General features: G+C 36.3%; 22 protein-coding genes and 2 pseudogenes. 18 read left to right on the plus strand and 6 right to left on the minus strand.

The annotated features are described in order from the left end of the window. Position 1 precedes the first annotated feature (1 nt). From ACUN28_RS05975 to ACUN28_RS05990, 4 genes and pseudogenes are all read left to right on the plus strand, one after another. Positions 2–346 (plus strand): DUF6176 family protein, encoded by a 345-nt coding sequence (locus ACUN28_RS05975; protein ID WP_016085979.1) that lies wholly within the window; start codon positions 2–4, stop codon positions 344–346. Positions 347–418: 72 nt separating this feature from the next. After that, positions 419–874, plus strand: coding sequence for a GNAT family N-acetyltransferase (locus ACUN28_RS05980; RefSeq protein WP_016085980.1), 456 nt, complete (start codon positions 419–421; stop codon positions 872–874). A gap of 136 nt (positions 875–1,010) precedes the next feature. Continuing rightward, positions 1,011–1,202 (plus strand): annotated as a pseudogene (locus ACUN28_RS05985) (anti sigma factor C-terminal domain-containing protein); the annotation flags it as partial. Between the two features lie 63 nt (positions 1,203–1,265). Then, positions 1,266–1,472, plus strand: a complete 207-nt coding sequence (locus ACUN28_RS05990; protein ID WP_001248904.1) for a hypothetical protein — start codon at positions 1,266–1,268, stop codon at positions 1,470–1,472. Positions 1,473–1,486: 14 nt separating this feature from the next. Here ACUN28_RS05990 and ACUN28_RS05995 read toward each other — a convergent pair whose 3' ends face one another. Next, positions 1,487–2,314 (minus strand): DUF2785 domain-containing protein, encoded by an 828-nt coding sequence (locus ACUN28_RS05995; protein ID WP_016085981.1) that lies wholly within the window; start codon positions 2,312–2,314, stop codon positions 1,487–1,489. A gap of 237 nt (positions 2,315–2,551) precedes the next feature. On the opposite strand from ACUN28_RS05995, the gene ACUN28_RS06000 reads away from it, so the two are divergent. Both ACUN28_RS06000 and ACUN28_RS06005 read left to right on the plus strand, forming a co-directional pair. Beyond that, on the plus strand, positions 2,552–2,929 hold the full coding sequence (locus tag ACUN28_RS06000; RefSeq protein WP_080118151.1) for a hypothetical protein: 378 nt from the start codon (positions 2,552–2,554) through the stop codon (positions 2,927–2,929). A 20-nt stretch (positions 2,930–2,949) separates the two neighbouring features. After that, entirely contained in the window at positions 2,950–3,321 is a 372-nt protein-coding gene (locus tag ACUN28_RS06005) for a DUF3221 domain-containing protein (RefSeq protein WP_016136842.1), read from the plus strand. A gap of 31 nt (positions 3,322–3,352) precedes the next feature. On the opposite strand, the gene pepQ is transcribed toward ACUN28_RS06005, so the two are convergent. Next, entirely contained in the window at positions 3,353–4,450 is a 1,098-nt protein-coding gene (gene pepQ, locus ACUN28_RS06010) for a Xaa-Pro dipeptidase (protein ID WP_016085984.1), read from the minus strand. A gap of 150 nt (positions 4,451–4,600) precedes the next feature. Between pepQ and ACUN28_RS06015 the strand changes: the two genes are divergently transcribed. Continuing rightward, entirely contained in the window at positions 4,601–5,284 is a 684-nt protein-coding gene (locus ACUN28_RS06015) for a metal-dependent hydrolase (protein ID WP_016085985.1), read from the plus strand. A 40-nt stretch (positions 5,285–5,324) separates the two neighbouring features. Here the strand turns inward: ACUN28_RS06015 and ACUN28_RS06020 are convergent, their stop codons facing one another. Next, on the minus strand, positions 5,325–5,483 hold the full coding sequence (locus ACUN28_RS06020) for a hypothetical protein (RefSeq protein ID WP_176543722.1): 159 nt from the start codon (positions 5,481–5,483) through the stop codon (positions 5,325–5,327). 247 nt (positions 5,484–5,730) lie between these two features. On the opposite strand from ACUN28_RS06020, the gene ACUN28_RS06025 reads away from it, so the two are divergent. The 5 genes and pseudogenes from ACUN28_RS06025 to ACUN28_RS06045 all read left to right on the plus strand — a co-directional run bounded on the left by ACUN28_RS06025 (position 5,731) and on the right by ACUN28_RS06045 (position 10,062). Continuing rightward, positions 5,731–7,044, plus strand: coding sequence for a CBS domain-containing protein (locus ACUN28_RS06025; protein ID WP_016085987.1), 1,314 nt, complete (start codon positions 5,731–5,733; stop codon positions 7,042–7,044). Between the two features lie 198 nt (positions 7,045–7,242). Continuing rightward, entirely contained in the window at positions 7,243–7,566 is a 324-nt protein-coding gene (locus tag ACUN28_RS06030) for a hypothetical protein (RefSeq protein ID WP_016085988.1), read from the plus strand. Between the two features lie 310 nt (positions 7,567–7,876). After that, positions 7,877–7,995: pseudogene (locus ACUN28_RS06035) on the plus strand (transposase); the annotation flags it as partial. A 13-nt stretch (positions 7,996–8,008) separates the two neighbouring features. Next, positions 8,009–9,361: an RNA-guided endonuclease TnpB family protein gene (locus ACUN28_RS06040; RefSeq protein WP_016085989.1), complete on the plus strand. Its 1,353-nt coding sequence runs from the start codon at positions 8,009–8,011 to the stop codon at positions 9,359–9,361. A gap of 437 nt (positions 9,362–9,798) precedes the next feature. Then, the gene (locus ACUN28_RS06045) at positions 9,799–10,062 is read left to right on the plus strand and encodes a DUF3949 domain-containing protein (RefSeq protein ID WP_016135438.1); all 264 of its coding nucleotides are present in this window, start codon (positions 9,799–9,801) and stop codon (positions 10,060–10,062) included. Between the two features lie 17 nt (positions 10,063–10,079). On the opposite strand, the gene ACUN28_RS06050 is transcribed toward ACUN28_RS06045, so the two are convergent. After that, positions 10,080–10,376 carry a YtpI family protein gene (locus ACUN28_RS06050; protein WP_001144784.1) on the minus strand — a complete coding sequence of 99 codons (297 nt, stop codon included), beginning with the start codon at positions 10,374–10,376 and terminating at the stop codon, positions 10,080–10,082. A 240-nt stretch (positions 10,377–10,616) separates the two neighbouring features. Between ACUN28_RS06050 and ACUN28_RS06055 the strand changes: the two genes are divergently transcribed. Then, positions 10,617–11,549, plus strand: coding sequence for a DHH family phosphoesterase (locus tag ACUN28_RS06055; RefSeq protein ID WP_016085991.1), 933 nt, complete (start codon positions 10,617–10,619; stop codon positions 11,547–11,549). A gap of 51 nt (positions 11,550–11,600) precedes the next feature. On the opposite strand, the gene ytrI is transcribed toward ACUN28_RS06055, so the two are convergent. Both ytrI and ACUN28_RS06065 read right to left on the minus strand, forming a co-directional pair. Continuing rightward, on the minus strand, positions 11,601–12,104 hold the full coding sequence (ytrI, locus tag ACUN28_RS06060) for a sporulation membrane protein YtrI (protein WP_016085992.1): 504 nt from the start codon (positions 12,102–12,104) through the stop codon (positions 11,601–11,603). After that, on the minus strand, positions 12,101–12,514 hold the full coding sequence (locus tag ACUN28_RS06065; protein WP_116329186.1) for a YtrH family sporulation protein: 414 nt from the start codon (positions 12,512–12,514) through the stop codon (positions 12,101–12,103). The genes ytrI and ACUN28_RS06065 overlap by 4 nt, the downstream gene beginning before the upstream one ends. Positions 12,515–12,556: 42 nt before the next feature. Here ACUN28_RS06065 and dnaE point away from each other — a divergent pair, with 42 nt between their 5' ends. The 5 genes from dnaE (at position 12,557) to accA (ending at position 19,901) form a co-directional block, all read left to right on the plus strand. Further along, positions 12,557–15,883, plus strand: a complete 3,327-nt coding sequence (gene dnaE / locus ACUN28_RS06070) for a DNA polymerase III subunit alpha (RefSeq protein ID WP_098404988.1) — start codon at positions 12,557–12,559, stop codon at positions 15,881–15,883. A gap of 133 nt (positions 15,884–16,016) precedes the next feature. Next, positions 16,017–17,225 (plus strand): NAD(P)-dependent malic enzyme, encoded by a 1,209-nt coding sequence (locus tag ACUN28_RS06075; RefSeq protein WP_011199012.1) that lies wholly within the window; start codon positions 16,017–16,019, stop codon positions 17,223–17,225. A gap of 14 nt (positions 17,226–17,239) precedes the next feature. Further along, a complete protein-coding gene (locus ACUN28_RS06080) occupies positions 17,240–17,884 on the plus strand; it encodes a FadR/GntR family transcriptional regulator (RefSeq protein WP_016085994.1) in 645 nt (214 codons plus the stop codon). 185 nt (positions 17,885–18,069) lie between these two features. After that, the gene (accD, locus tag ACUN28_RS06085) at positions 18,070–18,939 is read left to right on the plus strand and encodes an acetyl-CoA carboxylase, carboxyltransferase subunit beta (protein WP_016085995.1); all 870 of its coding nucleotides are present in this window, start codon (positions 18,070–18,072) and stop codon (positions 18,937–18,939) included. Further along, entirely contained in the window at positions 18,927–19,901 is a 975-nt protein-coding gene (accA, locus tag ACUN28_RS06090) for an acetyl-CoA carboxylase carboxyl transferase subunit alpha (protein ID WP_016085996.1), read from the plus strand. Before accD ends, accA begins: the two co-directional genes overlap by 13 nt. Positions 19,902–19,917: the final 16 nt, after the last annotated feature.

Below are 19,917 nucleotides of genomic sequence, written 5' to 3' on the forward strand. Positions count from 1 at the left end.
AATGAATGTGGAATTATCGAGATTTAAAGTGAAGCCTGGTAAAAGTCACCGAGTAGATGAATGGATGCAGCTTCTGAATGACAATATGAAAGAAGTGCTTTTGACATTAAACGACGAAAAGATGTATGTAGAGACAATTTTCCGGGAAATAAGAGATGGAGAAGAGTACTTATATTGGTATTCTGTGCAAGGAGAAGGCGGGGCTCTTGTCGAAAATTCTCATCATGAAATTGATAAAAAGCATTTGGAATTTTGGTGTGAATGTATCGATGAGGAAGTACCGTCTGTTGATATGAAAACAGAAGTCGTTATGATTCAAGATGTTGTGAAGAACGCGATGAAATAATAGATTGGTATTTTATAGCCGTAACATGGTCATCTTTTTGGTTGGAATATAAATTATTGGAGATGCTGTAGGATGAGAATTAGTAATAAATATATCACTCTCGATGAAATAGAGATAATAAGAGAATCCTTAGATAAATTACATGAATATCATAACGGTAAATCAAAATATTTTTCTGGTGATTATCCAAGAATGACATTTGAGGAACGTATTGAAGAGTATAAAAAAAATTCACAGTACGGGGAATATAGAATTGAATTATTAGTTGAATCAGAAACAGACGATATATTAGGATTTTGTATAGCATATAGTAAAAGGGCAAGCGGAAAGATTGAAGTTTTATTTGTCGATGAAAAATACCGAAGAAACGGATTTGGTTTGAAGTTACTGAATAGTGCAGTAGAATGGTTTAAAGAAAAGAAGATAGATAAAATTGAATTAACAGTAGTGTACGGAAATGAAGCTGTATCATTTTATGAAAAGCAGGGGTTTTACCCGCGTTCAATTATTATGACAACTAAGTCATAACGATATTATGGAGAGAGGCGTGGGAGTTTTTGTTTCAAAAAAATGATTCATATGTTACTAAAGTATATGTGAAGAGCACATCAAAATAGATGTGCTTTTTATTATGATAAAAATTTAGAAAAGCTGTATTTGGATATCTTTAAGTGAAAATAAAAGGGGATATCAAGAATCTTTTAGGACAAACTATAAAGAAATAAAAAACATCAAACCGAAAGAATTACGAATATACGGTGTAGTTGTAACAGGAAAAACAGAGGATTTACAAAGTTTACAAGGAGCACCATATATTAAGGCTGCTGTTAGAGGTGTAACAGTTGAGAAATATTGATTACAAGATATTAATGTGAATAATCAGAAAATTTATGTTATAATATGGGAAAAGGAGGTTTATATGAGGCAAATACATGGAGCAATTTATATTTACATAACAATGTTTTTCGTGGCGATATCCTATGGATTAGGGCACGTGTATTCGCATCCTATACTAACTTTTTTAAGCGGAGCATGTATGGCGTTTGCGATTCTTGTCCACCTTTTCTCAGTTTGGATCGTGAAATTTCAATTAAATATTAGTGAAATAGAAGAAGGCACTTTCTAAGTGGCCTTCTTTTTTTAATAATATTTTGGAAGTTCTCGTAGCAATTTTTCAATTTTGCATTCGGTTTCTTCACATATAGACAGTGTGCGTAGTCGGAAAAACAAACTACGTAAGAAAGATTTAATATTTCCGTATAGAAACTCGTATGATTTAATAGGTAATGTTTGTTTTTGGACGGGTAATTGGGCTACTAAGTCATGAAGGGCTACTATGAGTACTTCTTCCTTTAGACCATTTTGCAGCATTGCGATAATTGGATAAACGATACGCTCGTCTTCTTCATATTTGTAGTAAATAGAATGGACACAAACTTTGTTTAATAAAGTTTGTAATATTTCTTCGTAATATAAAGTTTCCAGTTTAGGACTACGAACAAGCGCTTCAAATGTATCAGAAGCATGAGCGATACTGTGTGCCCAGCCGTGGTCTTGCACATATCCACGGAAATCATGCTCGTTGTTCATATATAGCACTAATCGATCTTTTACATGTAAAAGATCAGCCTGTGATAAGAAATTATGATTTGTATCGGCATCAATAATGAGCGCAATTAATAATGTTGTAAATGCGCGGGTAAATACCGCATCTTCGTCATCTGAATGAATCTTATACAATAAATATTTGTCACTGATGCTTTCTAATAATAGTTTCTGTAAGTGTGTGTGTGAAATATAGTCCTTTTTGATGAGATGATAAAAAGTAGAGTAGATAAGTTTATCCCTTAAATAGCCATCAGTATCCCCAATATGCTCAAGCATAATGGAACTTAAAGAATCGATATTGAGGGCATCATTGATTACGTAATTATTATTACGAATTTCTTCTAACTGTTGTTGTAACATATAAACCTCCTTTTTTAGAGAATTCTGTATTTTAATAATATAATAAGAGGAAGAAATAGACAATACAGTGAAACTTTAATCAGTGGGGGTTCATCCCTCGCTGATTATTAGTTGAACCAATCGGACTTTTAAGGACAGTTGATCCCCCACCTAACTTCTTTGCTTTCACCGAATTTTGAGGTGGGGGTCTTACTACCCGTTCATGCGGGATACATAAGTGCTTTTGAATGGAGGGACATTGTGAAGAGAGCATTATTCTTTTTTATTAGTATTTTCTTTTTAGGAAGTTGTTCGATTTCGTATGTTACTTTTTCTAGCGAGAGCAAAAGTTGGACAGGACAATATAAAGGGCATATTCAGGATGACAGTGAAGATGGAGTGTTTACATTTCAGTATAAGGGCGGCGATGGGAATATAGAATTTAAGAATTTAGAGATTGCTATTAATGGAGCCTTTAGCACAATGACACAAACGTCAGAAAATCATAAAGGAGCAAAGGTTGAAATGAAGTCTTCTTGTGTAAGTTGCACGTCTCTATCTAAAGATGAACCGATAGAGATTGTGATTAAATGGGATGATAAGTATGAGGAGAAAATGGTTTTAAAGCGGAAATAGCATAGAGTAAGGGGATAAAAATGAATAGGCATATAAAATTTTCTATGTTTATGTTTTTAGGTGCATTTCTAATCATATTATCAGCGTGTACTACAAAACAAGTAGAGCCAGTAGCAGTAAAAAAAGTACCTGAAGAAGGGTATGTCATAGTAAGAAATGACACGGTATTTTTTGTCGGTGATAAAACGTTTAATACAAAAGTAGAGTTGCAACATGATATAGAACAACAAATGAAGAAAGAACATCCATCAGATATAGTGTTGAGATTTAAGGATAAAGACGCATATAATCAATTAAAAACAGGGGATAAAATAAAAGTATGGTCTTCTAAAACACTTGAAAGTTATCCAGCGAAAATGATAGTAGAGAAATTTGAAATAGTAGAGAAATAAAAAAAGGCAGCATTCACGCTGCCTTTTTTTATTATTTTACAAATTGTAATTCTTTCGGGAATTTCGTTAAAATTTCTGATCCGTCTTTTGTGATATAAATATCATCTTCAATACGAACGCCACCTACGTTTGGTACGTAAATACCTGGCTCGATTGTGAAGACCATACCTTCTTTTAGTGGAGACTCGTTACCAGCTTTTACATCTGGATATTCGTGTACGCTAATTCCAAGTCCATGACCAAGGCGGTGCGGGAAGAAGTCGCCGTAACCTGCATCTGCGATAACAGAACGTGCTGCGTTATCAATTGCGCCAAGTGTAACACCTGGTTTACATGCTTCAACTGCTTGTAGTTGTCCAGCAAGTACAGTGTTGTAAATACGAGTTTGTTCTTCAGAAAGGTCACCGAATGCTACTGTACGTGTAATGTCAGAGCAATAACCTTCAATGATTACGCCTAAATCAAATAGTACGAAATCGCCGCGTTTCATTTTGTTTGCACCTGGAATACCGTGTGGAAGAGCAGAGTTTGCACCTGCTAATACCATCGTATCAAATGACATTTTATGTATGCCTTTTGTTTTTAATTCGTGTTCAATAATTGCTAATACTTCTAGCTCGCTACGATTTTCTTTAATTGCATTTACACCAACTTCAACAGCATAGTCTGCCATTTTAGCTGCTTCGCGTAAAATAGAAAGTTCTTTTTCATCTTTAATTAAACGAAGTTCGCGAACTTTCTCTTCAGCTGATTTGAAAGCTGCATTTGGGAATAATTTTGTTAATTCTTCGTAGCGCTCTACGTTTAAATGTTCTTTTTCAATTGCAACTGCGTTTGCATTGATACCGCGGTCTTTAATTGCTTTTGCAATCATATCCCATGGTCTGTCTGTATCAGTGAATCCGATAATTTCATGTGCCCAGCCAGCGTTACGTGCTTGGCCTTCTTCCATTTTAGGGCAAATTAAAATAGGTTCTTTTTCTTGGAATACAAACATACCAAGAAGTCTTTCGTGTGGTTCACAGTGGAAGTTTGTCATGTAGAAGACGTTTGGTGTAGAAGTTAAGAACGCAGCTTCTACGTTTTTTTCTTTTAGCCATTGCATTAAATTTTCTAATCTAGCATTCATCGATTGGCACCCCCGAGATATTTAATTACAAATATAACTTTACATCGGAGGAAAGTGTTATGACAAGTAAATAGATGTTAGAAAAGACAGGGAATTGAAAAATCATGTAGAATAAAAAGTGAGAATGTGAATAGGGGGAGGAATGTAATAATGAAAGTATCTTATCATGGGCATTCAGTTGTAAAGATTGAAACGAATGGAAAAGTGATTTTAATTGATCCGTTTTTAACGGGAAATCCGACAACAGATTTAAAGGCTGAAGATGTAAAAGTAGATGCGATTCTTTTATCGCATGGACATGGTGATCATGTTGGCGATACAGTAGAGCTTGCGAAGAAAAATAATGCAGTTGTTGTAGCACCATTTGAACTAGCGACATTTTTAAGCTGGCAAGGTGTAAATACACACCCGATGCATATCGGTGGTTCGCATGAATTTGATTTCGGAAAAGTGAAGTTTACACAAGCATTCCACGGCTCTAGTTATATTGATGAAGAAAATAAGACGATTACATATACAGGTATGCCAGCGGGTATTTTATTTACAGCAGAAGAGAAAACTGTGTATCATGCAGGAGATACTGCTCTATTCTCTGATATGAAATTAATTGGGGAACTAAATAACATTGATGTAGCATTTTTACCAATTGGTGATAATTTCACAATGGGACCAGAAGATGCTGTGTTAGCAGCAAAATGGGTTCAGGCGAAAACTGTTGTACCGATGCATTACAATACGTTCCCAGTTATTGAACAAGATCCATATCAATTTGTAGAAAAGCTACAAAATTGTACAGGGAAAGTATTAGAAGCTGGAGAAAGTATTACACTATAGAAAAGAAACCCTTCATTTGAAAAGAAAAGTGAAGGGTTTTTTACGTGTGTAGGACAGCTTGTAAAGGTTGTACTTGTTTTGATAATTCTTTTCTTTTTGGAAGTGGTTGTTCAGGTGTTTCATTCAATTCCATTGCAACTTTTTTCCCGTCTACGAAAGCTAAAAATACAGCACTTACAACTTCTAATAATTTTTTCATCATGTATTCGCTCCTTTGTTTCATTTCTTGTCTTCATTGTATATTGAAGCGGCTCGACAAACTATCGAACGAGATGACAATACCATTACATTGTTGTAATGGTAGCGGTGGTGTAATGTAAGGCGTATTTTGTTATAAAAAAAATGGTACAGATATATAAAGAGAGAGTGTAACAGTTTTGAAAATATAGTATACTGAAAATACAACACATGAAGAATTTAGGGAAAAGAAAGTATGGTGAAACCATTTGGCTACCAAGCATAACCAAATTTTAGAACATATTAATAGTCTGCCAGTAGGCCATAAAATTTCTGTAAGGCAAATTGCAAAAGATTTGAGTGTAAGTGAAGGGACAGCTTACCGTGCAATTAAAGATGCAGAAAATAAAGGATATGTTAGTACGATTGAACGTGTCGGAACAATTCGAATTGAACAAAAGAAGAAAGAGAATATTGAAAAGCTGACATATGCAGAAGTCGTTAACATTGTCGATGGTCAAGTACTTGGAGGCAGAGAAGGACTACATAAAACGTTAAATAAATTCGTAATCGGGGCAATGAAATTAGAAGCGATGATGCGCTATACAGAAGCTGGAAACTTACTTATTATCGGTAACCGTACGAACGCACATCAATTAGCGTTAGAAACTGGAGCCGCTGTATTAATTACGGGCGGATTTGATACGGAAGATCATGTGAAGAAATTAGCAGATGAATTAAAACTACCGATTATTTCAAGTAGTTACGATACATTTACAGTTGCGACGTTAATTAACCGTGCGATTTACGATCAGCTTATTAAGAAAGAAATTGTACTTGTTGAAGATATTTTAACGCCAATTGAAGAAACGTTATATTTAAAGCCAAATGATACGGTACAGCAATGGCATGCGTATAATGAAGAAACGATGCACGGAAGATATCCAATTGTAGATGAAAATAAAAAAGTACTAGGTATCGTAACTTCAAAAGATATGATCGGTGTAGCGAAAGAAACACCAATTGATAAAGTGATGACAAAGCATCCAATTACGGTAAATGGAAAAATGTCTGTCGCGGCTGCCGCACGTATGATGGTGTGGGAGGGTATTGAATTACTTCCCGTTGTTGATGAAGGAAATAAATTGCAAGGTATTATTAGCCGTCAAGATGTACTTCAGGCACTGCAAATGATTCAGCGTCAACCACAAGTTGGTGAAACGATCGATGATATTGTAACGAATCAATTTATGACGCCGAAAGAAGCGAAAAATGAACATCTATATCAATTTTCAGTGACGCCGCAAATGACGAATTCAATCGGAACGTTATCTTACGGTGTATTCGCAACGATTGTGACGGAAGCAACGAATCGTGTTATTCGTGCGCAAAAGAAGAGTGATTTAATTGTTGAGAACTTAACAATTTATTTCGTAAAACCAGTTCAAATTGATAATGTTGTATCAGTTCATCCAAAAGTATTAGAAATTGGACGTAAATTTGGTAAGGTTGATGTAGAAGTACATCATGAAGGTAATGTTGTCGGGAAAGCATTACTTATGGTGCAGTTGATCGATAAATAAAAAGATGGAGCAGGCCGCTTTGGTTTGTTCCATTTTTTTTTAGAACGCTATATTAGAAAAAAATAAAATTTAGTTATCAACTGAATCTATTATGTTTTGCATTGCAAAAGAGAAAGTTAAATCACGTTCTGTTTCATATTTATAAGTAGGGCACGCAATCATTTGAAGGTGCTTGAACAATAATTGTGGGGGTGTCGAATGGGAGTAATATTTTTCTTTTTAGGTTTACTATTTGCAATAACTGTTCATGTGTTAACACATAGAAGAATGGATTCAAATAAAAAGAAATTGTATGTAATAAGTTTGATTTTCGCTATTATTTGTTCCTTTATCCCTACAACTGGAGAAAATCATAGCGATTTTATTTACTTTGGTATACCAGCAGAAAATTTCATTTATTATGGCGGATGGGAAATTTCGTTTAATCCATTAGGCTTTTTTGTTAACTTTATTTTGTTTTATTTGGTTTTGAAGTTAATAATTAAGCTACGTAAGAGTTCGGGGAGAGAAGTGAAAAAATAGAAGGATATGTATTTCGGAAGCAGCCATTCGACTTGGGACTGCCTCAAGAATCTTTTATATGGCAGGGAAAATACCATTAAGACTTGATATTGAACCTATTAAAAAGAATCCTGGAAATTTTATCCCTTTTGGTAAGAAGACTCCATCTGATTTGTGTTACGGGTGAAGTCCAACAATTCAGATGGAGATGAATTGCCGTCAGAAGGTAGACTAAACAATTTTGTTTCTTTTGTCTTACGATATAATCTGTCCCTAGATAAGGAGGGAATATATAGTAGGACAACGAAATTGGATAATGATAATCATAATGATTCGGTTACTTGAACCAAAAGGAATTACGATGAAGAACATGTTCACATTTTGTTCCGCTTCGTTCCAAATATTGATTTGTCAAAAATAATGAATAATTTTAATAAACTCTCTAAGAAAGGTGGTGAAAGCATTGGCTAGAAAGAAAGCGGTAAAAGTATTACGTAAACAAAAGAAAAGAGAAACCATACAACGATTCACGCAGAAACAGAATATCGGACGAGCTTGCCTCACAGCTAAAGAATTTCGTTTACTTCAACGCATGTCACATAGTTCAAAAGCATTGCGAAATGTTGGATTGTACACCATTAAACAAAGTTATTTGAACGATAATAAAATGGCTACTGTAAAGGAAGTAGATACTGCCATGCAAGCCGATATGAACTATTGGGGTATTCAATCAAACTCTGTTCAAGCGATTCGTAGAGCCTTATTTACAGAAGTGAAGAGCTTTTTTAAGGCATTGGAACAGTGGAAGAAAAATCCTGAGAAGTTCACAGGTCGCCCTAAGTTTCCGAATTATGCTCGTTCCACAGACAAACGAATCATTGAAATCTATCAAGTCCCTAAAGTGGATGAGAACGGGTATTGGATGATTCCGATGAATGTGGCATTCAGAAAAAAATTCGGTTCTATTAAAATACGTATGCCGAAAAACTTAAGACATAAAAAAATCTCCTATATTGAGATTGTACCGAAGCAAAAAGGTCGGTTCTTTGAGGTGCATTATACATATGAGATGCACGTTTCTCAAATGAAGAAACCATCCACGACTACGAGTAACGCTTTGAGTTGCGATTTAGGTGTAGATAGATTAGTAAGTTGCGTGACAAATACAGGTGATGCCTTCTTAATTGATGGAAAAAAACTAAAATCCATAAACCAATACTTCAACAAAATGATACGTAATCTTCAGCAGAAAAATATTGAAAATGGACTTTCAAAACGTGTTGTAACGAATAAAATGGCTGCACTTTGGCATAAACGGGAAAGACAAATAAATGGTTACATTTCACAAACGGTAGGCTTGTTGTTCAAAAAAGTGAAAGCATGCAATATAGATACGGTTGTCGTAGGGTATAATGCTGGTTGGAAACAAAAATCAGATATGGGAAAAAAGAATAATCAAACATTTGTTCAGATCCCGTTTCATAAACTGATTGCAGCAATTGAGAATAAATGTGTAAAAGAAGGTATACGATTTTTAAAACAAGAAGAAAGCTATACTTCAAAAGCTAGTTTCCTAGACAAAGATAGGATTCCTGTTTGGTCTAAGGAGGATAGGACGCGTTATCGCTTTAGTGGCAAACGAATCACTCGTGGTCTGTACCAAAGTAAAGCAGGGAAATGTATTCACGCTGATATTAATGGTGCGCTGAATACATTGGAAAAATCAAGAGTTGTAGAATTGGATGACAACCTCAAAGTGAAAACACCGATTCTATTAGAAGTACAAAAACGTAAGGCTGTTGTGCTTCGCGCATAGCTTAGTGGGTGCGTCAACCATCCATGTGTACTCGACTTGTCGGGGCTTGTAGCACACGCCGGATTCATCTGAGTGGTGGCTTCTTCCATAAGGAAGAATTGCTCTTTTTCGAAAGGGTGGTGCAAGTGGGAAAACAATAGTTTGTTGCCAGTACCAACCAAAAACATACTTGGGGTGTTACCGTAAGGTGGCATGAATGCTAGAGCGTCAAACTGTCTAGTGATAGATGAAAAGACCTAGCGTTCAAACTCAAGCCGCCACTGGAACGCTTCATCTCAGTGGCGGTAGTTGACTCGGCGATATATTCAGTATGCTGAAGAGGAATTATGCGGTGAGACAATTGTATAAACAAAAAACAGAATATTAATTCAATTAGAGTTTATACTATGTTATAATTATATTGTAAGAAAATGGATTTCGGGAAGGTGGTATGTATTATGTCATCAGAAGTGCTCTTTTTTGGTGGGATCGCACTATTTTACTTTCTTGTGATGATACCGCTTCAATATTTATATTTACAAGGATTGCATGAAAAAAAGAAACGAACAGGATTATCTCAGCGGGAACTATATGAAAAAATGTCTTTTGAAGAAGAACAATTACATTTTCACGTACAAGGCAACCCCTTTAATATACCTTCTGCTTTTGTTGCATATATGATTTTAAAAGTTAAGGGACGTAAAAAAGCATCACAATATTGATGCTTTTTTATGTTGCTTCAGACAGATTCAGCTTCTTCAACTGCTAATGGTAAGAAATGTTTATATTGGCGAAATCCATTAAATACACTTGCACTACCAAATAGAACAAATAAAACACCAACGATAATACGAGCGGTTGAAAGTTCTAAAAAGAATTGGTTTATCCCGAAGAATAAGACGAATGAACCGAGTGCCATTGCAGATTTTCCAGAGAGCCAACCTTTCTCCATTGGGCGGCTTGTACGAAAGTATTTTGTTTTGTAGAAGAGGTACAACATAAATGAGACGATAATACAGAAGACTAATACTGGCATAATACACACTCCTATCGCTTTGTGAAAAATAATAGTGGAGAAAAAAGAAATATCTAAACTTTCTAACTTTTATTATAAAGCAATTGTTCGCATGTATGAAATACTTTCCGTTATAATGAAGGATAAAGTGAAACTTTAATTAGTGCGGGGGTGTTTCTGCGCGCTAATGATTAGCCTGCACCGGTTGGGCTTTTACTGCACGTTAAAGTGGAGAAGTTGAGTAAAAAGGAGATTATACATATGCATGAGCAAATTTTAGGAGCAATTAAAGAGTTTGATACAATTATTATTCACCGTCATGTGCGTCCAGATCCAGATGCATTAGGTTCTCAGTGCGGTCTTGGTACAATTCTACAAGAATCGTTTCCAGAGAAAAATATTTATATGGTTGGGTACAATGAACCGTCGTTATCATTTTTACGAGTAATGGATGATATTGAAGATAGTGTATATGAAAATGCACTTGTTATCGTTTGTGATACTGCGAATCAAGAACGTGTTGACGATCAACGCTATACAAAAGGGAAGATGTTAATCAAGATTGATCATCATCCAAATGAAGATCCGTACGGAGACATTACGTGGGTAGATACGACATCAAGTTCTACAAGTGAAATGATTTATGAGTTTTACAGTTATGGAAAAGATAAAGGATTAAAGATAACAAAAGAAGCAGCGCGCCTTATTTTAGCGGGTATTGTTGGGGATACAGGTCGTTTCTTATTCCCGAATACAACAGCGAAAACACTTCGTTATGTAAGTGAGCTTGTTGATATGGATGTGAAATTCACAGATTTATACAATGAAATGTATAAGACGAAAGAAAAGATTGCTCGTTTAAACGGCTATATTTTACAAAACTTTACGATGGTAGAAGAAGGAGCAGCTTACATTAAATTAACGAAAGAAGTATTAGAAAAGTTTGATGTACTTCCTTCTGAGGCATCCGGTGTTGTTGGAGCACTTGGTAATATTGATGGATTAAAGTCGTGGGTTCTATTTTTAGAGGAAGACGATGTGATTCGTGTTCGTCTTCGCTCAAAGGGACCAGTTATAAATAAATTAGCAATGCAATATAATGGCGGAGGGCATCCGATGGCTTCTGGTGCAAAAGCATCTTCTTGGGAAGAAGCGGATCGTCTTTTTGCTGATTTATGTGAGCTATGTAAATAAGAGATTATATATTAAAACGAAAAGAAGGAGCGGCGCTAAAGCCCTCCTTCTTTATTTTTCTTTCTCTATAGCAATGCTGATTTCAAGCACGGTATCAAAAGATATTGTATCGACTTTAAAGCGGTATAGACGATCGTAATGTTTATACGTTTTATTTTCGATTGCTTTTTTGAGTAGGTCTTTATTTTTTGCGATACTTTGAATGTTTTTCGTTAAAAGATGCTGGAGGTCATTATGGATAGAAGTGGTCATATTTTCGAGTGTAAGATTGTCTAAATCGTATTTTTCTCGATTTATAATTTTTATTTTAATCTCTTGAATGGTTAAGAGTCGTTTATTTTCAGTGTTCAATTTTTCTTGATCTTCGAGAAGGACGTGGAGCTTTGCTTCTTGTTTTTCTATAATTTCTCGTTGCTCTGCTATTTTACTAGCTTGTTCTTCTTGAAAAACACCGTATATGTACAAAAAAACAAACCAGCTCAATACGCCTCCAACAGCAGCGCCAGCTAAAACTAAATACCATCTTTTGGCTGTATTGGCACTTGGTACTCTCATACATGTTCCTGCGTTAGCCATTTAATAATAGTAAGACCTGTTTGCATACCACCAGTTGCGAAAAAAATAAGGAGAATTTGTTTTACTATATCTTTCATATCTCCGCCAAAGAAACTTCTTTCAAAGCTATAAAAAGTATCAAATGTTCCACCAATTGCTGCAACGAGTGCCCAAATCTTTAAATTTTGGGCGAATTGATTAATGTAAGTGAGAGTTGGTTTTCCGATAAGAAATGCACCAAATCCGCCAATTAATGAACCGCCAAGTATAACCCCAAAGGCAATAAAATAACTAATAATGAGCAGAGAGAAAAAAGTATGTTCTCTTACATCCATCGTCATTCCCCTTTCTTCTTCATATATATGGACAAAGTATAAGAAGTATGTTTTGATTTCCGCTTTCCTCATCACCTATAATAAAAGTAGTCAGATTGGTAAAGAGAGGGTACAACAGTGAAGTTTGTGCATTTACAATGTCAAACCGTTTTTAGTTTATTAAAAAGTGCTTGTAAAATTGATGAGCTTGTAGTCAGGGCGAAAGAACTTGGTTTTTCATCGCTGGCTATTACGGATGAAAATGTTATGTATGGCGTTATTCCGTTTTATAAAGCATGTAAGAAACATGGTATACAGCCTATTATCGGCTTAACAGCTTCTATTTTTAGTGAAGAAGAAGAAAGGGCTTATCCGCTTGTTTTACTTGCTGAAAATGAAATAGGCTATCAAAATTTATTAAAGATTTCTAGTAGCATTATGACAAAGTCCAAAGAAGGTATTCCGAAAAAGTGGCTTGCCCATTATGCAAAAGGATTAATTGCCATTTCACCAGGTAAAGATGGGGAAATTGAACAATTATTATTAGAAGACAAAGAGAGTCAAGCTGAAGAAGTAGCTCGCATGTATCAAAGTATGTTCGGCAATTTTTATATGAGTTTGCAGCATCATGCGATTCAAGATGAACTGCTTTTACAAGAAAAGCTGCCTGAATTTATTAATAAGGTAAATGTTCCGGTCGTTGCAACAAACGATGTACGCTACATCAATCAAAGTGACGCACTTGTTCATGAATGCTTATTATCTGTTGAAAGTGGAACGAAAATGACGGATCCAGATAGGCCGAGAATGAAAACGGATCAGTATTATTTAAAGTCAATGGATGAAATGGAAGCACTATTTTCGCATGCTGAGGAAGCGATTCAAAATACAATAAAAATCGCAGAACGTTGCCAAGTAGAAATTCCTTTCCATGTAAATCAATTACCGAAATTTCCAGTTCCATCTAACGAGACGAATGATACGTATTTACGCCGCGTTTGTGAAGAAGGGTTGCACAAACGATATGGTACGCCGAAAGAAGTACATATACAGCGTTTGAATCATGAATTAAACGTTATTTCTAGTATGGGATTTAGTGATTATTTCCTCATCGTATGGGACTTTATGAAATACGCACATGAAAATCATATTTTAACAGGACCAGGACGTGGATCAGCAGCTGGATCGCTCGTTTCTTACGTATTAGAAATTACAGATATTGATCCAATTGAATACGATCTATTATTTGAAAGATTTTTAAACCCTGAACGTGTGACACTTCCGGATATTGATATCGATTTTCCAGATATAAGACGTGATGAAATGATTCGATATGTGAAAGATAAATATGGTCAGATTCGTGTTGCGCAAATTGTAACGTTCGGGACGCTTGCAGCGAAAGCGGCAATTAGAGATATCGCCCGTGTAATGGGGCTTCCGCCGCGAGATATTGACATATTCTCAAAACTTATCCCATCAAAGATTGGTATAACGTTAAAAGATGCATATGAGGAATCGCAATCACTCCGTGAGTTTATACAAGGGAATCTTCTGCATGAGCGTGTATTTGAAATTGCAAAACGTGTAGAAGGCTTACCACGTCATACGTCTATTCATGCAGCTGGCGTTATTATGAGCCAAGAGCCGTTAACAGGAAGTGTTGCAATTCAAGAAGGGCATAACGATGTGTATGTTACGCAATACCCAGCTGATGCATTAGAAGAACTTGGGTTGCTCAAGATGGACTTTTTAGGATTACGTAATTTAACGTTACTTGAAAATATTATAAAGTTTATCGTGAAAAAGACGGGGACACAAATCGATATAAGAAATTTACCACTTCAAGATGAAAAGACGTTCCAATTGTTAGGGAGAGGGGATACAACAGGTGTATTCCAGCTTGAATCAGGTGGTATGCGAAATGTACTTCGCGGGTTAAAACCGAATGAATTTGAAGATATTGTCGCTGTTAACTCGTTATATAGACCAGGACCGATGGAACAAATTCCGACCTTTATTGAATCAAAGCACGGAAAAAGACAAATTGAATATTTACATCCGGATTTAAAGCCGATTTTAGAAAGAACATACGGTGTAATTGTATACCAAGAACAAATTATGCAAATTGCGTCGAAGTTGGCGGGATTCTCGCTCGGAGAAGCAGATTTATTACGCCGTGCAGTGAGTAAAAAAAATCGTGATATTTTAGATCAGGAACGTAAGCATTTTGTGCAAGGTTGTTTACAAAATGGTTATGATGAGACATCCGCGGAGAAAATTTATGATTTGATTGTAAGATTTGCGAATTACGGTTTTAACCGAAGTCACGCTGTAGCCTACAGTATGATTGGATATCAGCTTGCCTACTTAAAAGCGAATTATACGTTGGAATTCATGACGGCACTATTATCAAGTGCAATTGGAAATGAAGATAAGATTGTGCAATATATACGAGAAACGAAGCGAAAAGGTTTTCATGTTTTGCCGCCGTCTCTTCAGAGAAGTGGTTACAATTTCCAAATAGAAGGCAATGCGATACGTTACAGCTTACTTTCCATTCGAAACATCGGAATGGCTACAGTGACAGCGTTACTCGAAGAACGAGAGGAAAAAATGTTTGAAGATTTATTTGAATTTTGCCTTCGCATGCCATCAAAGTTTGTAACAGAACGGAATTTAGAGGCGTTCGTCTGGTCTGGGTGTTTTGACGATTTTGGTGTTTCGAGAACGAATTTATGGAAGAGCCTTAAAGGAGCGTTAGAGTACGCAAATCTTGCACGTGATTTAGGAGATGCTGTTCCAAAATCAAAATACGCGCAAGGAGAAGAGCTCTCTTTTATTGAACAGTTAAATAAAGAGAAGGAAGCACTAGGTTTTTATTTATCAAGCTATCCGACAGCACAGTATGTGAAGTTAGCGAAAGAATTAGAAATTCCATCTCTCGCTCAGGCAATGCGACATAAGAAAAAAGTACAAAGGGCTATCGTGTATATAACAAGCGTGAGAGTGATTCGTACGAAAAAGTTGCAAAAGATGGCGTTTATTACATTTTGTGATCAAAATGATGAAATGGAAGCAGTTCTTTTCCCAGAAACGTATATACATTTCTCAGATAAGTTACAAGAAGGGGCAATTGTTTTAGTTGACGGTATGATTGAGCTAAGAAATCATAAGTTACAATGGATTGTAAATGGGCTATATCCATTAGAAGAAATGGATGTGTATGAAGAAAAGAAAGACGCATCTGTTTACGTGAAATTGCCGTCTCAGTATGAGAAAAAGCTGTTAAATCAGGTTACTAAAATATTGTTTGACTATTCAGGTTTTGCGAAAGTACTAATTTATTATGAAAAGGAACATAAAATGGTACAATTATCTCGGAGTTTATCGATTCATCCAAGTGAAGAATGTTTAGGGGCACTTCGTGAAATTGTCGGGGAAGAAAATGTGGTTGTGAAAATATAATGGACAATTTCCCTACACTTCGATTATTATAGTAGTAGTGTTCGTGGTCAGACCACTTGGAGAAATTGATATCAGCTAGAATAATTTGAGGAGAGTGGATAGTTTGTCAACACTTCGTGAAGAAGCACTTCACATGCATAAAGTGCATCAAGGAAAATTAGAAACTGTATCAAAAGTAAAAGTAGAAAATGCAAAAGATTTAAGTCTTGCATATTCTCCAGGGGTTGCAGAACCTTGTAAAGAAATTTATGACGATAAAAGTAAGGTATATGAATATACGATGAAGGGAAATATGGTAGCAGTTGTGACAGATGGAACGGCTGTACTTGGTCTTGGTAACATTGGACCTGAAGCATCTCTTCCAGTAATGGAAGGTAAAGCTGTATTATTCAAGAGCTTTGCTGGTGTAGATGCATTCCCAATTGCCTTAAATACAAACGATGTAGATAAAATTGTTGAAACTGTAAAATTAATGGAGCCAACTTTTGGCGGCGTTAACTTAGAAGATATCGCAGCACCAAACTGCTTCATTATTGAAGAACGTTTGAAAAAAGAAACAAATATTCCTATCTTCCATGATGATCAACACGGAACAGCTATCGTAACAGTAGCAGGTCTTGTAAACGCGCTAAAATTAGTTGGAAAGAAAATGTCTGACATTAAAGTTGTCGCAAATGGCGCAGGTGCAGCAGGTATTGCAATTATTAAACTTTTATATCGCTATGGCGTACGCGACATTATTATGTGTGACCGTAAAGGCGCGATCTATGAGGGTCGTCCTACAGGTATGAATCCGGTGAAGGATGAAGTTGCAAAATATACAAATAAGAATCGTATCGAAGGTTCTTTAGCTGATGTTGTACAAGGTGCGGACGTATTCATTGGTGTATCTGCAGAAGGTGCATTAACAGAAGAGATGGTTCGTACAATGAATGACGATGCAATTATTTTTGCAATGGCGAATCCAGTTCCAGAAATTATGCCAGAATTGGCAAAAGCAGCGGGCGCAGCTGTTGTTGGAACAGGTCGTTCTGACTTTGCGAACCAAGTAAATAATGTACTAGCGTTCCCTGGTATTTTCCGCGGTGCACTTGACGTACATGCGACACAAATTAACGAAGAAATGAAGATGGCAGCTGTACAGGCTATTGCTGAGCTTGTAGCAGAAGATGAGTTAAATGCAGACTATATCATTCCAGCACCGTTTGACGCGCGTGTGGCGCCTCAAGTGGCAGCTTACGTTGCGAAAGCAGCAATGGAAACAGGAGTAGCTCGCCGTCAAGTAGATCCAAATGAGGTTGCTGAGAAAACAAAACAATTAGCGCTGATTGGTAAAGAATAAGCGAGGAATTTCCATTGACATCATCAAATACAAAAGTATATCTCGAAATTGTAAAAAAAATCCGTTCCATTATGGAAGAGGATGGATTGGTAGCAGGGGATCGTTTACCGTCTGAGCGTGAGTTAAGTTCACGTTTAAACGTAGGACGTTCTTCTGTAAGAGAAGCGTTGCGTGCTTTAGAACTGGTAGGATTGATTGAAACGAGACGTGGTGAAGGGACGTTTATTCGAAACTTTTATGATAACGGTCTTGTACAATTGATTGCTCCGTTTTTGCTGCAAGATGAGAAAACAATTCGTGATTTATTACAAACAAAACGATTGCTTGAGAAAGATATGATTCGAATTGTATGTAATTTACCGAAAGAAACGTTTTCTAAAGTGCTAAGTAAATTACATCAAGTGCTTGAAGAAAATGAAAACTCAATTCCGACGCTTCATCAAACGTTCTTTAAAACACTTATTGAACAAGTCGATAATTATTTACTATATCGCATTTGGATGATCGTAAATGATTACGTATCAACTCTTTCTTGTAAAGTTTCAGGAGATTCTATTGATATGTATAGAAAGCTTTATGCTACCTTGGAAGAAAAACAAGAAAATGATGCACTAAAAATTTACGATGAATTAGTAGAGAATATACAGTTTCACTCGTAATGTATAAAATTTGTCGAAATGACCATGACACGTTATGACAAACATTCTATCGCGTAGCGGTTAAAGTTAAACGTAAAGAGTGAGGTTATTAGACAGATTGAGAAGATAAGGCTAACATCAAACTTTGGTGTTAGCCCAATTTTCTTCTTGCGCTAACCTTAGCTCTCAACGAAGGGGGTCAAATTGTGCTAAGAGATTTATTCGTGAAAAAGAAAAAGTACGCTGCAATACCTTCAGAACAAGTACGAAAAGATGTACCAGATGGCGTTATGACAAAATGTCCGAAATGTAAAAAAATCATGTATACGAAAGAGCTTCTAAAAAATTTAAAAGTATGTGTGAATTGTGGATATCATCATTCTATGAATGCATGGGAACGTCTTGATAGTATATTGGACGAAGGGTCATTCCGTGAGTATGACAAAGAAATGGTTTCATTAAATCCACTCGAGTTTCCAGCATATGAAGAGAAACTAGAGAGCGATCGTAAGAAGACTGAATTGAACGAAGCGGTTGTAACTGGTGAAGGAACAATTGATGACATGCTTGTTGTTGTTGCAGTAATGGATTCTCGTTTTCGAATGGGCAGCATGGGCTCCGTTGTAGGAGAGAAAATTGCCCGTGCAGTTGAAAAAGCATACGACTTACAAGTTCCATTTATTATCTTTACTGCGTCGGGTGGTGCCCGTATGCAAGAAGGGATATTAAGTTTAATGCAAATGGCAAAAACAAGCGTAGCTTTGAAAAAGCATAGTAATGCAGGAGGGTTATTTATTTCTGTTATGACTCACCCAACGACGGGCGGGGTTTCAGCGAGTTTCGCTTCACTTGGTGATTACAATCTTGCAGAGCCAGGTGCACTTATCGGATTTGCTGGTAGACGTGTAATTGAACAAACAGTGCGTGAGAAGCTACCGGAAGATTTCCAAACGGCAGAATTTTTACTAGAGCACGGTCAATTAGATGCGGTGGTGCATCGTGATGATATGAGAGAATCGCTCCGTAAGATTTTAGAAGTTCATCAAGGAGGGGAAATGGCTGTATGGCAGAGCTAGAATTTGAAAAACCAGTTGTTGAGCTAAGAAATAAGATTCGTGAACTGAAAGACTATACGAAAAACAGCCAGATGGACTTCAGTGAGGAGATTCGTATTTTGGAAGACAAGCTAGAAAAATTAGAGGAAGATATATACGGCAATATGAAAGTATGGGACCGTGTTCAAATTGCTCGTCATGCAGAACGACCGACAACGCTCGATTATATTGAGCACTTATTTACTAATTTTTTTGAATGTCATGGAGATCGCCTATTTGGCGACGATGCAGCGATTGTCGGCGGCATTGCGAAATATAAAGGGATGCCTGTAACTGTAATTGGGCACCAACGCGGAAAAGATACGAAAGAAAATATTCGTCGTAATTTTGGGATGCCTCATCCAGAAGGATATCGAAAAGCACTGCGTCTAATGAAACAAGCGGAAAAGTTTAATCGTCCTATTATTTGTTTCATCGATACGAAGGGAGCTTATCCTGGTAAAGCAGCTGAAGAACGTGGACAAAGTGAGGCAATTGCCCGTAATTTATTTGAAATGGCGGGTTTAACTGTACCTGTTATTTGTATTGTTATCGGTGAAGGTGGTAGTGGTGGTGCGTTAGGTCTTGGAGTAGGAGATTACATTCATATGCTGGAAAATTCTACGTATTCTGTTATTACACCAGAGGGTGCGGCGGCAATTCTTTGGAAAGACGCTGGTAAAGCAAAAGAAGCTGCAGAAGCGATGAAAATTACAGCATCAGATTTGAAAGAATTAGGTGTAATTGACGAAATTATTCCAGAGGCAAAAGGCGGAGCGCATCGTAATGTTTTAAAACAATCAGAAAATATAGATTTAATGCTTAAGAAAACTTTTGAACAATTAAGCGGAATTTCGAAAGATGAATTAATCGAAAAACGTTATGAAAAATATATGAAAATTGGGCAAGTTTCGTTTTCAAACGCTTCCATTGGGATAAAATAAGAAAAGCGTGCGTTCC

This window comes from Bacillus sp. WC2507 (assembly GCF_052656125.1).

Bases quoted from the DNA above. Each gene is read 5' to 3' on its own strand.
- ACUN28_RS06005 (WP_016136842.1), top strand. From the start codon at position 2,950: ATGAATAGGCATATAAAATTTTCTATGTTTATGTTTTTAGGTGCATTT.
- ACUN28_RS05990 (WP_001248904.1), top strand. From the start codon at position 1,266: ATGAGGCAAATACATGGAGCAATTTATATTTACATAACAATGTTTTTC.
- accA (WP_016085996.1), top strand. From the start codon at position 18,927: ATGGCAGAGCTAGAATTTGAAAAACCAGTTGTTGAGCTAAGAAATAAG.
- ACUN28_RS06045 (WP_016135438.1), top strand. From the start codon at position 9,799: ATGTCATCAGAAGTGCTCTTTTTTGGTGGGATCGCACTATTTTACTTT.
- ACUN28_RS06030 (WP_016085988.1), top strand. From the start codon at position 7,243: ATGGGAGTAATATTTTTCTTTTTAGGTTTACTATTTGCAATAACTGTT.
- ACUN28_RS06055 (WP_016085991.1), top strand. From the start codon at position 10,617: ATGCATGAGCAAATTTTAGGAGCAATTAAAGAGTTTGATACAATTATT.
- ACUN28_RS05975 (WP_016085979.1), top strand. From the start codon at position 2: ATGAATGTGGAATTATCGAGATTTAAAGTGAAGCCTGGTAAAAGTCAC.
- ACUN28_RS06015 (WP_016085985.1), top strand. From the start codon at position 4,601: ATGAAAGTATCTTATCATGGGCATTCAGTTGTAAAGATTGAAACGAAT.
- ACUN28_RS06050 (WP_001144784.1), bottom strand. From the start codon at position 10,376: ATGCCAGTATTAGTCTTCTGTATTATCGTCTCATTTATGTTGTACCTC.
- pepQ (WP_016085984.1), bottom strand. From the start codon at position 4,450: ATGAATGCTAGATTAGAAAATTTAATGCAATGGCTAAAAGAAAAAAAC.
- ytrI (WP_016085992.1), bottom strand. From the start codon at position 12,104: ATGAGAGTACCAAGTGCCAATACAGCCAAAAGATGGTATTTAGTTTTA.
- ACUN28_RS05980 (WP_016085980.1), top strand. From the start codon at position 419: ATGAGAATTAGTAATAAATATATCACTCTCGATGAAATAGAGATAATA.
- ACUN28_RS06020 (WP_176543722.1), bottom strand. From the start codon at position 5,483: ATGAAAAAATTATTAGAAGTTGTAAGTGCTGTATTTTTAGCTTTCGTA.
- ACUN28_RS05995 (WP_016085981.1), bottom strand. From the start codon at position 2,314: ATGTTACAACAACAGTTAGAAGAAATTCGTAATAATAATTACGTAATC.
- ACUN28_RS06075 (WP_011199012.1), top strand. From the start codon at position 16,017: ATGCATAAAGTGCATCAAGGAAAATTAGAAACTGTATCAAAAGTAAAA.